Annotated in this window: 13 protein-coding genes; 8 read left to right on the top strand and 5 right to left on the bottom strand. The window is 73.0% G+C overall.

Going from position 1 to position 10,918, the window contains the following annotated elements; translation table 11 throughout:
• Together HF519_RS27270 and HF519_RS27275 are read left to right on the top strand one after the other, a co-directional pair.
• A partial coding sequence (locus HF519_RS27270; RefSeq protein ID WP_211170663.1) for a hypothetical protein occupies nt 1-1,068 on the top strand: 1,068 nt, incomplete at its 5' end.
• Nucleotides 1,069-1,110: 42 nt separating this feature from the next.
• Nucleotides 1,111-1,713 (top strand): COG4315 family predicted lipoprotein, encoded by a 603-nt coding sequence (locus HF519_RS27275; protein ID WP_169415856.1) that lies wholly within the window; start codon nt 1,111-1,113, stop codon nt 1,711-1,713.
• 106 nt (nt 1,714-1,819) lie between these two features.
• Here HF519_RS27275 and HF519_RS27280 read toward each other — a convergent pair whose 3' ends face one another.
• From HF519_RS27280 to HF519_RS27290, 3 genes are all read right to left on the bottom strand, one after another.
• On the bottom strand, nt 1,820-2,398 hold the full coding sequence (locus HF519_RS27280; protein WP_169415857.1) for a sugar O-acetyltransferase: 579 nt from the start codon (nt 2,396-2,398) through the stop codon (nt 1,820-1,822).
• Between the two features lie 56 nt (nt 2,399-2,454).
• A complete protein-coding gene (locus tag HF519_RS27285; RefSeq protein ID WP_169415858.1) occupies nt 2,455-2,934 on the bottom strand; it encodes a L,D-transpeptidase in 480 nt (159 codons plus the stop codon).
• A 69-nt stretch (nt 2,935-3,003) separates the two neighbouring features.
• Nucleotides 3,004-3,336 carry a cupin domain-containing protein gene (locus tag HF519_RS27290; RefSeq protein ID WP_169415859.1) on the bottom strand — a complete coding sequence of 111 codons (333 nt, stop codon included), beginning with the start codon at nt 3,334-3,336 and terminating at the stop codon, nt 3,004-3,006.
• Nucleotides 3,337-3,427: 91 nt separating this feature from the next.
• Between HF519_RS27290 and HF519_RS27295 the strand changes: the two genes are divergently transcribed.
• The 6 genes from HF519_RS27295 (at nt 3,428) to HF519_RS27320 (ending at nt 9,741) form a co-directional block, all read left to right on the top strand.
• The gene (locus HF519_RS27295; RefSeq protein ID WP_169415860.1) at nt 3,428-3,709 is read left to right on the top strand and encodes a metal-sensitive transcriptional regulator; all 282 of its coding nucleotides are present in this window, start codon (nt 3,428-3,430) and stop codon (nt 3,707-3,709) included.
• A 29-nt stretch (nt 3,710-3,738) separates the two neighbouring features.
• Nucleotides 3,739-3,948 (top strand): heavy-metal-associated domain-containing protein, encoded by a 210-nt coding sequence (locus tag HF519_RS27300; RefSeq protein WP_169415861.1) that lies wholly within the window; start codon nt 3,739-3,741, stop codon nt 3,946-3,948.
• A 40-nt stretch (nt 3,949-3,988) separates the two neighbouring features.
• Nucleotides 3,989-4,969: a DUF8832 domain-containing protein gene (locus HF519_RS27305; RefSeq protein ID WP_169415862.1), complete on the top strand. Its 981-nt coding sequence runs from the start codon at nt 3,989-3,991 to the stop codon at nt 4,967-4,969.
• Nucleotides 4,970-4,989: 20 nt separating this feature from the next.
• On the top strand, nt 4,990-7,287 hold the full coding sequence (locus tag HF519_RS27310; RefSeq protein ID WP_169415863.1) for a heavy metal translocating P-type ATPase: 2,298 nt from the start codon (nt 4,990-4,992) through the stop codon (nt 7,285-7,287).
• A 158-nt stretch (nt 7,288-7,445) separates the two neighbouring features.
• The gene (locus HF519_RS27315; RefSeq protein ID WP_312860383.1) at nt 7,446-8,504 is read left to right on the top strand and encodes a calcium:cation antiporter; all 1,059 of its coding nucleotides are present in this window, start codon (nt 7,446-7,448) and stop codon (nt 8,502-8,504) included.
• A gap of 49 nt (nt 8,505-8,553) precedes the next feature.
• The gene (locus HF519_RS27320; RefSeq protein ID WP_169415864.1) at nt 8,554-9,741 is read left to right on the top strand and encodes an MFS transporter; all 1,188 of its coding nucleotides are present in this window, start codon (nt 8,554-8,556) and stop codon (nt 9,739-9,741) included.
• A gap of 6 nt (nt 9,742-9,747) precedes the next feature.
• Here the strand turns inward: HF519_RS27320 and HF519_RS27325 are convergent, their stop codons facing one another.
• Entirely contained in the window at nt 9,748-10,059 is a 312-nt protein-coding gene (locus HF519_RS27325) for a DUF6343 family protein (RefSeq protein ID WP_169415865.1), read from the bottom strand.
• Nucleotides 10,060-10,084: 25 nt separating this feature from the next.
• The coding region (locus HF519_RS27330) for an SDR family oxidoreductase (RefSeq protein WP_211170664.1) at nt 10,085-10,918 on the bottom strand (834 nt) is incomplete at its 5' end.

Below are 10,918 nucleotides of genomic sequence, written 5' to 3' on the forward strand. Positions count from 1 at the left end.
GGCCCGCCCCACCGCTCCCCCACCGAAGAAGAGGCCACCGTGGAACCCACCAGCCGCAAGCGCGGTCTCAGAGCCAAACGAATCCTCGTCCGGTCCGCAGCCGCCCTCGCTGTCGTCTCGACCCTGGCCGCGTGCAACTACGCCGCCGCCGCCGAGAACGACCGAGACGGCGGCGTCCGCCCGGCGGCGAGTGCCCAGGCCAATGACGAGCAAGGGTCGAACGGCCGCGGTGACGACCGTGGTGCGGGCTCCCGGGACCGAGATGGCGACCGCCGCCAGGACGACGGCGCCGGCCGTGACGGGACACGGCCCGGCCCCGGCGGCCAGGACGATCAAGGCGACCGGAGGCAGGGCCAGGGCGACCGGAGGCAGGGCCAGGGCCAGGGCCAGGGCCAGGGCCAGGGCGATGAGCCCCCGGCTGACGGCGGCCAGGGCGCGGGGCGCGGAGCCGGGCAGGCCCCGCCTCCCGGCGACGACGGCAAGGGCGAGAAGGACGGCGCACCACAGGCTCCGCCGCCCGCCGGGCTCGACGTCCTCGCCACCGACTGCAGCAACAGCAGGCTGCAACCGCACAACGGTTTCCAGGAGGCCCCGCGCTGCGTGGACACGTCGTTCGGTGAGGTCACCTCGGCCGACAAGAGCCCGTCGCTGCTCATCACCGATGCGCCGCAGACGGCCCGCGTGAACGAGGCGTTCCAGCTCCAGGTGAGCACCCGGAACCTGGTGCGGGACCGCTTCCTCGGCGCCGCAGCGGGCGGGTACTACCTCGAGAGCTCGCTGCTCAACGGCGAGGGCATCCAGCGCGGGCACTTCCACACCGCCTGCCGCATGCTGCAGAGCACGAACGAGGCCCCGGACGCGGCGCCGGAGCCCGAGTTCTTCGTGGCCACCCAGGACGGTGGCGGCGGCGCCGGGGCGGACAACGTCACCGTCACGGTGACCGGCCTGCCCACCGCCGGCACGGCCCAGTGCTCCGTGTGGGCCGGTGACGGCTCGCACCGCATCCCGATGATGCAGCGCGCCGACCAGACCCCCGCCTTCGACTCGGTGCGCGTCACCGTCCAGTAGGTCACGCGCACCCGTCGAGGACCGAAACGAGGAACATCGATCATGCCCAGGCCCAAGCTCGCCGGCCTCGCCGCCGGGGCTCTCCTGCTCACGCTGGGCAGCGCGTGCAGCTCGCCGGGCGTGGCCCCGGCCGCCCAGTCGGTGCCGGCCGCTCCCCAGCAGGCCGGCGCTGCGGCCCGGCCGCCGGCAGCGGCGGCCGGCGGCCTCGCCACCGCCACCACCGCGCTCGGCACCGTCGTGACCAGCGACGGCCTCACCGTCTACCGCTTCGAGAAGGACACCGCGAAGCCGCCGACGTCGAACTGCGACGAGAAGTGCGCCAAGGCCTGGCCGCCCGTGACCGGTGACGAGGCTCCCGCCCTGCAGGGCATCCGCTCCGAGTTGGTCGGCACCATCGATCGGCCCGACGGAACCAAGCAGCTGACCCTCGACGGCTGGCCGCTGTACCGCTTCGCCAAGGACGCCCGGCCCGGCGACACCACGGGTGAGGGGGTCGGCGGCGCCTGGCACGCGATCGCCCCGGACGGCACGCCGGTCACGACGGCCGGCAACGGCGGCGCGGCCGGTGCGGGCCTCGGCTCGGCGCCGGCAGCCACCCCGGCCTCGGCCCCGAGCAGCGGCAGCAGCAGTAGCCACGGCTCCTGATACCCGGTCGTCCCGCGATGCGCGGTGAGCCCGCCGGGCTCACCGCGCATCGGGCTCTCCGGACATCCGGCCCGTCGCGCGAACCCACGGGCCGCCCACGGTCGGGTCACAGGGAGCGGACGACGCGTGCGGGGTTCCCCACGGCGACCACCCCGGCCGGCAGGTCACGGGTCACCACCGCACCGGCCCCGACCACCGTGTCCTCCCCGATGCTCACGCCGGGCAGCACGATCACCCCGCCGCCGAGCCACACGTTGTCGCCGATGGTGATGGGCCGCGCGGCCTCGATCCGGGCGCGCCGCGGTTCCGGCTCGACCGGATGCGTCGGGGTGAGAAGCTGGACGTTCGGTCCGATCTGCACGTCGTCGCCGATCGTGATCGTCGCGACGTCCAGGGCGACGAGCCCGAAGTTGACGAACACGTGCGCCCCGACGTGGATCTGGTAGCCGTAGTCGCAGTACAGCGGAGGGCGGATGACGGTGCCCTCCCCGATCGACCCGAGCAGCTCGGCGAGAATCCGGCGGCCCTCCTCGCGGTCGCGCAGGCCGACGGCTCCGAACCGGGCGACAAGGGCCAGGGCTCGGGTGTTCTCGGCGGCGAGCTCGGGATCGCGGGCGATGTAGGGGTCTCCGGCGAGCATGCGTTCGCGCTGCGAGCGAGGGTCCGCGTCCGGAACCGCGTCCATGTCGACAACGGTACGCATGCGGATGTTCGCCGCGGCATGACCGAGTCCCGCGTTTCCTACCGGACCTGAACCTCGTCGCCGACGGCCAACTGATCGAAGAACGCGACGGCGTCCTCGTGGGCGAGCCGGACACAGCCCGCGGACGGATGATCCAGCGGGCCCTCGTGGAACGCGATGCCACCCTCGGCGAAGAACACCGAGTACGGCATCGGTGAACCGAACTCGCCGCTGATGTGGTCGTCGTGCTTCCACTCGACCCGGAAATCACCCGTCGGCGTCTCGTTCCCGGAGCCGCCGCTGCTGATCGGCACCGGACCGCGCACGACCTCGCCCTCGTCGACCAACCAGGCCTCCTGGCCGTCCAGGTCGACGCAGGCCTTCGCGGTGACGGTGCAGGGAGTGCCGGGGATCAGCGATGAGGTGCCCGCCTGGTCTTCGGCGGCCGCGAAGCCGGGAGCCGGCACGGCCACCAGCCCGGCCATGCCGGCCAGGGCCCACGCCCGGGTCGCGCGGCGCGGCTTGCTGTGCCTGCCCATGTCGGTCCCTCTCACCGGTCGCCGTCCGAAGGGATGAACGACTCGCTCGACCGGACGTGACGGGGCGTGTCAGCCGTTCTTCGCGACGGTGAGCAGCACGACGGCGTCCTCCATGGCCTCGAGCGCGTGCCGGGCGGGTGGCACGAGCAGGAGGTCGCCCTGCCGTCCCTCCCACGTCTCGTCGCCGGCGACGAGCCGGACCCGCCCGCGCAGCACGAACACCGTGGCCTCGCCCGGGCTCTCGTGCTCATGCGATGACGAGTCCTTGGTGAGAGCGATGAGCGTCTGACGCAGCACCTGTTCGTGCCCGCCGAACACGGTGTGGGCGCTGCGACCGCTCGAGGCCGCCGCGGCTCTGGCGGCCTGCTCACGGGCGAGCGCATCCAGGGACAGCTTCCGCATGGGCAAAGTGTGGCACCGGACGCATCCCCCACTGCTTTATAGGGTACCCCCCTAGGGTACCTTCTCAGTACGGCCGGACCAGGAGGACACGATGAACGGCTACGCACAGGACAAGGACGACTACCTCAAGCGGATGCGACGGATCGAGGGCCAGATCCGCGGCATCGCGAAGATGATCGAGAACGACGAGTACTGCATCGACGTGCTCACCCAGGTGTCAGCGGCGACCAAGGCCCTGCAGGCGGTCGCGCTGGGGCTGGTCGACGAGCACCTCAAGCACTGTGTCACCCAGGCCGTCGCCGAGGGCGGCCAGGTCGCCGACGACAAGGTCGCCGAGGCCAGCGCCGCGATCGCGCGCCTGGTCAAGTCCTGATCCACCCCGCAGAGAAGGAGACCATCGCGATGAGCGAGACCATCTACACCGTCACTGGGATGACCTGCGAGCACTGCGTCCGCTCGGTCACCGAGGAGATCACCGAGATCGACGGCGTGACCGCGGTGTCGGTCGACCTGCCCACCGGCGCGGTCACCGTCACCAGCGCCGGGCCGCTCGACGAGGCGCAGGTCCGCGCCGCCGTCGAGGAAGCCGGTTACGACCTCGCGGCCCGTTAGCCCGACGCCCGACCGACGCTCGAATCGAGCAAGGACCGACATGAACACTGCTGCGAAGCTCTCCGCCTACGGTGCGGCGCTCGCCCTGCTCGTCGCAGGTGCTTACGGCGCCGGAACCGCTGTCGGTCCCCTCTTCCCCGTGAGCAACACCGCCGGCGCGGCCACCGCGCCCGGCGGGCACGGTGGGATGTCCGGCGCCGAGGACGCCGGGCACGGGGACACCCACAGCGGCACCGTCGCGGGGGCCGCGAGCGACCAGCCCGCCGGGTTGGCGTCGAGCAGGGGCGGTTACACCCTCACGCCCACCGACTCGATCCTGACCCCGGGAACCCCCGAGACCTTCTCCTTCCGCATCACCGGCCCCGACGGCTCGGCCGTCACGGCCTTCGACGTCGAGCACGACAAGCGCATGCACCTGATCGTCGTGCGCCGCGACACCGCCGGCTTCCAGCACCTGCACCCCGAGATGGACGCCGACGGCACCTGGCGGGTGCCGCTGCACCTGCCCGCGGCCGGGGCGTACCGGGCCCTTGCCGACTTCACGCCGGCCGGGGGCGCGAGCACCACGCTGGGGACGGACCTGTTCGTGCCCGGCGAGTTCACCCCGGTGACCCACCGGCCGGGCCGCACCACCGAGGTCGACGGCTACCGCGTCGAGTTGACCGGGGACCTCGTGCCCGGTCAGGCCTCGCCCGTCACCCTGACCGTCAGCCGGGACGGCCGCCCGACCACCGACCTGCAGCCGTACCTGGCCGCCTACGGGCACCTGGTCGCGCTGCGCGAGGGCGACCTGGCCTACCTGCACGTGCACCCCGACGGCGCCCCCGGCGACGGCCGCACACCGGCCGGGCCGCGGATCGAGTTCGTCGCCGAGGTCCCCACCGCCGGTAGCTACCGGCTCTTCCTGGACTTCTCCCACGACGGGGTCGTCCGCACCGCCGAGTTCACCGTCCCCACGGCCGGTGCACGAGCCGTGGCGACGCCGGCCCACGGCCACCCCGGCCCCGCCGACCAGCACTGACACGCAGGAAGGAGCTCTCGATGACCACCACCGCACCGGCACCGACCGGATCGGCGACGCTCACCGACGTCGAACTGTCCATCGGTGGCATGACCTGCGCGTCGTGCGCCAACCGGATCGAACGCAAGCTCAACAAGCTCGACGGCGTCACCGCGACCGTCAACTACGCGACCGAGAAAGCCCACGTCAGCGCCCCGGACGGCGTCGACCCCGCGGACCTCATCGCCCAGGTCGAGGCCGCGGGCTACACCGCCGAGCTCCCCCGCCCCCCGGCCGCCGACTCCACCGAGCCGGCGGCGGGCCCGGAGGAGCCCGACCCGTCACGGTCGCTGCGCGACCGGCTGATCATCAGCACCGTGCTATCCGTGCCGGTCATCGCGATGGCGATGGTTCCGGCGCTGCAGTTCACGTACTGGCAGTGGATCTCCCTCGCCCTGGCCGGTCCGGTCGTCGTGTGGGCGGCCTGGCCGTTCCACCGGGCGGCGTGGACGAACCTGCGCCACGGCGCGGCCACGATGGACACCCTCATCTCGATGGGTACCCTCGCGGCGCTGGCCTGGTCGCTGTACGCGCTGCTGCTCGGCACCGCCGGCGTACCCGGCATGACCCACCCGTTCGAGCTGACCATCGCCCCCAGCGACGGCGCGGCCAACATCTACCTCGAGGTCGCCGCCGGGGTGACCACGTTCATCCTGGCCGGGCGCTACTTCGAGGCCCGATCCAAGCGCCGGGCCGGTGCGGCCCTGCGCGCGCTGCTCGAGCTCGGCGCCAAGGACGTGGCGGTGCTGCGGGGCGGCAGGGAGCAACGGATCCCCACCGCACAGCTCGCGGTCGGCGACCGGTTCGTCGTCCGGCCGGGGGAGAAGATCGCCACCGACGGCGTGATCGAGGACGGAAGCTCCGCGGTCGACGCGTCGATGCTCACCGGCGAGTCGGTCCCGGTCGAGGTGCGACCCGGTGAGACCGTGGTCGGAGCCACGGTCAACGCGGGCGGCCGGCTCGTGGTCCGGGCCACCAGGATCGGTGCCGACACCCAGCTCGCGCAGATGGCGAAGCTGGTCGAGGACGCCCAGACGGGCAAGGCGCAGGTCCAGCGCCTCGCGGACCGGGTCTCGGGGGTCTTCGTGCCCATCGTGATCGCGCTCGCCGTCGGCACGCTGGGCTTCTGGCTCGGTACCGGCGCCGGCGCGGCGGCCGCGTTCACCGCCGCCGTGGCCGTGCTGATCATCGCGTGCCCGTGCGCGCTCGGGCTGGCCACGCCGACCGCGCTGCTCGTGGGCACCGGTCGCGGAGCCCAGCTCGGCATCCTGATCAAGGGCCCGGAAGTGCTGGAGTCGACCAGGCGGGTCGACACCGTCGTCCTCGACAAGACCGGAACCGTGACGACCGGCCGGATGGCGCTGCTCGACGTGCACGTGGCGAGCGGGGCCGACGAGGCCGACGAGGCCGACGAGGCCGAGGTGTTGCGGCTGGCGGGCGCGGTCGAGAACGCATCCGAGCACCCCATCGCGGCCGCGGTGGCGCGGGGCGCGACCGAACGGGTCGGGACGCTGCCCGACGTCGAAGAGTTCACCAACCACGAAGGCCTGGGCGTACAGGGCCTCGTCGACGGACACGCCGTGCTGGTGGGCCGGGCGTCACTGCTGGAGCAGTGGAGCCAGCCGCTGACCTCGGACCTGGCCGCGGCGAAGGCCGCCGCCGAGGAGCAGGGCCGCACGGCCATCGCGGTCGCCTGGGACGGCGCCGCCCGCGCGGTGCTGGTGGTCGGCGACACGGTGAAGCCGACGTCGGCCCAGGCCGTCGCCGAGCTGCGCGCGCTGGGCCTGACCCCGGTCCTGCTCACCGGCGACAACGCCGCGGTCGCGCGGACGGTGGCGGCGCAGGTCGGCATCGACGCGGGCGACGTGATCGCGGAGGTGCTCCCCGCCGACAAGGTCGCGGTGGTGCAGCGGCTGCAGTCAGAGGGCAGGGTCGTGGCGATGGTCGGGGACGGGGTCAACGACGCCGCCGCGCTCGCGACCGCCGACCTCGGCCTGGCGATGGGCACCGGCACCGACGCGGCCATCGAGGCGGGTGACATCACGCTGGTCCGCGGTGATCTGCGCGCGGCCGCGGACGCGATCCGGCTCTCGCGGCGCACCCTGCGCACGATCAAGGGCAACCTGTTCTGGGCGTTCGCCTACAACGTGGCCGCCCTGCCACTCGCCGCGGCCGGGCTGCTCAACCCGATGATCGCCGGCGCGGCCATGGCGTTCAGCTCGGTGTTCGTGGTGAGCAACAGCCTGCGGCTGCGGAGGTTCACCGGCAACCACCGCTAGATCCGGCGACACCAGGTGGGCCGCGGCGACGCGGCCCACCTCGTGCGGGCGTGACCGTGGTCCGCCGCCGGAGGCCGCCCTGTTGGGGCCCGCCTCCGGGGGGTAAACCAGCAGGGGTGGCTGAGACGACGTCGACAATCAGGCCGCCGCGACGAACGGTGCTGACACCCGTCATCGCGCTGGTACTGCTCGTGGTGGTGTGGGGGCGCGCCCTCCCGACGCCGGTGATGCTGCTCGTCGGGGCGGCACTGGTCGCCGCGGTGCTGGTCGCGGTCTACCACGCCGAGGTCGTCGCGCACCGGATCGGGGAGCCGTTCGGCTCCCTGACCCTCGCGGTCGCGGTCACCGTCATCGAGGTCGGTCTGATCCTCAGCCTGATGGCGACGGGCGGCCCGGAGACCGCCACGCTGGCGCGTGACACGGTCTTCGCGGCCATCATGATCACCTGCAACGGGATCGTCGGCCTGTGTCTGCTGGTCGGCACGCTGCACCACCGCGTGGTGGCCTTTCACGCCGGCGGCAGCAGTGGAGCACTCGCCACGGTGATCACGCTGGCGACGCTGTGCCTGGTGCTGCCCGCGTTCACCACGACGACGACCGGACCGACCTTCTCCGAGTCGCAGCTGGTGTTCGCGGCGATCGTGTCCATCGCGCTGTACGGCGTCTACGTCTTCGTGCAGACCGTGTGGCACCGCGACTACTTCCTGCCGGTACCCGTGGAGGGCAGCGACCGCACGCCGGTGCACCTGCCACCGCCGTCGAACCGGACGACGCTGATCAGCCTCGTGCTGCTGATCGGCTCACTGGTCGCGGTCGTCGGGCTGGCCAAGACGGCGTCACCGGCCATCGAGTCCGGGGTCACGGCGATCGGTGCGCCACTGTCGGTCGTGGGGGTCGCGATCGCCCTGCTCGTGCTGCTGCCGGAGACCCTCGCCGCCGTCCGGGCCGCCCGTCGCAACCGCCTCCAGACCAGCTTCAACCTCGCCCTCGGCTCGGCTCTGGCCAGCATCGGGCTGACCATCCCCGGCATCGCGGTGGCGTCGATCTGGACCGAGGGCCCGCTGCTGCTCGGTCTGGGGGCCACCGAGACGGTGCTGCTCGCGCTCACGGCGGTGGTCGGGACGCTGACGGTCAGCGAGGGGCTCGCCACCGTCCTGCAGAGCGCGGTGCACCTGCTCATCTTCGCGGCGTTCCTGTTCATCGCGATCACACCGTGAGCACCACCCCGTTGACCTGCACCGGGGTCGAGGTTGCAGGCTGGACGTCATGAGTGCGCAGCCCGGAACGGGCCCCGACGCCACCGTCCGCTCCGAGCTGTTCGGCCCGTCCCGGCGCGCCACCACGATCGGGCTGGTACTGCTGATCAGCCTGGTGGCCTTCGAGTCGATGGGGGTCGGCACCGCGATGCCGGCGCTCGTGGCCGACCTCGGCGCGGTGTCGTCCTACGCCTGGCCCTTCGTCGCGTTCATGGGGGCGGCGGTCGCCGGCACGGTGCTCGGCGGGCGCTGGTGCGACCTGTCCGGCCCCCGGGTCCCGCTGATCGCGGCGCCGGTGCTGTTCGGGATCGGACTGCTGGTCGCAGGGACGGCGGGCACGATGGCGCAGCTCCTGGCCGGGCGGGTGCTGCAGGGCCTCGGGGCCGGCGCCCAGGCCGTCGCGGTCTACGTGCTGATCGCGGCGGTGTACGCCGACCGGGCCCGGCCGGCCGTGTTCGCGCTGATCTCCTCGGCGTGGGTGCTGCCGGCACTGATCGGGCCGCCCGTCGCCGGCCTCGTCACCGAACGGCTGTCCTGGCACTGGGTGTTCCTCGGCCTGGTCCCGGTCGTGCTGCTCGTGCCGTCCATGCGCCGGTTGCTGCCGTCCGGGGTGTTTCGCGCGCGGCGCGGGATCCCCGCCGTCGTGGCCGGGCGCGGCCTTCTGGCCGGGGCGTTCTTCACCGTGAACTCCTACCTGCCGCTCATGCTGGCCGGCACCCACGGTTGGTCGCTGGCGGCCGCCGGGCTCCCGCTGATCGTGGGATCGCTGGGCTGGTCGGCGGCATCGGCGTGGCAGGGCCGCCATCCGGACCTGTACCGGCCGGCGCTGCTGCGGGTGGGGTTCGTCGGCGTCGCGATCGGCACGGCCGGGCTACTGCTCGTCGCGCCGTCCTGGGGTACGCCGTGGCTCGCGCTGCCGGTGTGGGGTGTCGCCGGGGTCGGGATGGGGCTCGGCTTCGCGTCGGTGTCCTACCTGCTGCTGCAGCAGTCGGGAGCGGGCGAGGTCGGTTTCCACAGCTCCGCCGCGCAGATGGCGGACCAGCTCACGACCGCCGCGATGATCGGCGCGGGCGGCGCGCTGCTCGCCCTGCTGGGCTCCCCCGCCACGGCCCTGCCCGTGCTGCTCGCGGTGCTGACCGGCCTCGCGGTGCTCGGTGCCACGATCGCGGGCCGCAGCGCGGCACGCCCCGCCGCGTGAGCCCGGCTACCCCGGTTCCCCCCGGCGCTTGCGGTAGAGGATCCAGACCAGGTCGACGAGGGCGACCACGGCCAGCACCGTCAGGACGACACCGAACCAGGGCAGGCCCACGCGGAAGGAGATGACGGCCCCGACGGCGCAGACCAGCAGGCCGAACGTGGCCAGGACCGCGCGCAGGGTCAGCGCGCTGCGCCCGGGCGTCGAGCCGGCGAAGCCGGCGGTGGGGTCGTGATATCCGGGAAGGCCGCGTTCGTAGTCCGCCCGGGTCCGCCGCTGCCGGCGCCCGGCCGGGTCGTGCCCGCTCCCCTGCTCACTCATGCCGTTCCTCCTCTGCCCGCCCCGCTCAGCCCGGCAGGGTCTCGCCGCCGAGTGGCGCCAGCACCTCACCGGTGTAGTACGACGACAGCTGCTCGGCGGCGAAGAACACGTAGGACGGCGCGATCTCGTCCGGCTGTGCCGCCCTGCCCATCGGCGTCTGGGCGCCGAACGACTCCACCTTCTCCGGCGGCATCGTGGACGGGATGAGCGGAGTCCAGACCGGTCCGGGAGCCACACAGTTGACCCGGATGCCCCGGTCGACCAGGGCCTGGGCCAGCGAGTAGGTCAGCGCGGTCACCGCGCCCTTGCTCGCCGAGTAGTCGATCAGCGACCTGTTGCCGCGCAACCCGTTCACCGACCCGGTGTTGATGATGGAGCTGCCCTGGCCCAGGTGCGGCAGCGCCGCCTTCGTCACCCGGAAGTAGCTGTGCACGTTGACGTCGAAGGTGCGCAGCCAGCGCTCGTCACTGATCTTCTCGAGCTCCTCCTCGGTCTCCTGCGTGGCCACGTTGTTGACCAGGACGTCGAGCCGTCCGAGCTCGGCGACGGTGCGTTCCACCACCGCCCGGCAGTGGGCGGGGTCGGCGAGGTCGCCCCGGATGGTCAGGGAACGCCGACCCTGGGCGCGCACCAGTTCGGCGGTGTGCTCCGCGTCGGCGTCCTCGGACAGGTAGGCCAGCGCGACGTCGGCCCCCTCCTTCGCGAACGCCACGCACACCGCCCGGCCGATTCCCGAATCTCCGCCGGTGACGAGGGCCACCTCCCCGTCGAGCAGGCCGCGCCCGACGTACCCCTCCATCTCGTCACGGGGTTTCGGCTGCATCGCGCGGGTCTCACCCGGTGGTTCCTGCTGCTGGGC

This window comes from Pseudonocardia bannensis, assembly GCF_012911875.1.
In the GTDB taxonomy this organism is placed as follows: domain Bacteria; phylum Actinomycetota; class Actinomycetes; order Mycobacteriales; family Pseudonocardiaceae; genus Pseudonocardia; species Pseudonocardia bannensis.

Bases quoted from the DNA above. Each gene is read 5' to 3' on its own strand.
- HF519_RS27275 (WP_169415856.1), top strand. From the start codon at position 1,111: ATGCCCAGGCCCAAGCTCGCCGGCCTCGCCGCCGGGGCTCTCCTGCTC.
- HF519_RS27280 (WP_169415857.1), bottom strand. From the start codon at position 2,398: ATGGACGCGGTTCCGGACGCGGACCCTCGCTCGCAGCGCGAACGCATG.
- HF519_RS27285 (WP_169415858.1), bottom strand. From the start codon at position 2,934: ATGGGCAGGCACAGCAAGCCGCGCCGCGCGACCCGGGCGTGGGCCCTG.
- HF519_RS27290 (WP_169415859.1), bottom strand. From the start codon at position 3,336: ATGCGGAAGCTGTCCCTGGATGCGCTCGCCCGTGAGCAGGCCGCCAGA.
- HF519_RS27295 (WP_169415860.1), top strand. From the start codon at position 3,428: ATGAACGGCTACGCACAGGACAAGGACGACTACCTCAAGCGGATGCGA.
- HF519_RS27300 (WP_169415861.1), top strand. From the start codon at position 3,739: ATGAGCGAGACCATCTACACCGTCACTGGGATGACCTGCGAGCACTGC.
- HF519_RS27305 (WP_169415862.1), top strand. From the start codon at position 3,989: ATGAACACTGCTGCGAAGCTCTCCGCCTACGGTGCGGCGCTCGCCCTG.
- HF519_RS27310 (WP_169415863.1), top strand. From the start codon at position 4,990: ATGACCACCACCGCACCGGCACCGACCGGATCGGCGACGCTCACCGAC.
- HF519_RS27320 (WP_169415864.1), top strand. From the start codon at position 8,554: ATGAGTGCGCAGCCCGGAACGGGCCCCGACGCCACCGTCCGCTCCGAG.
- HF519_RS27325 (WP_169415865.1), bottom strand. From the start codon at position 10,059: ATGAGTGAGCAGGGGAGCGGGCACGACCCGGCCGGGCGCCGGCAGCGG.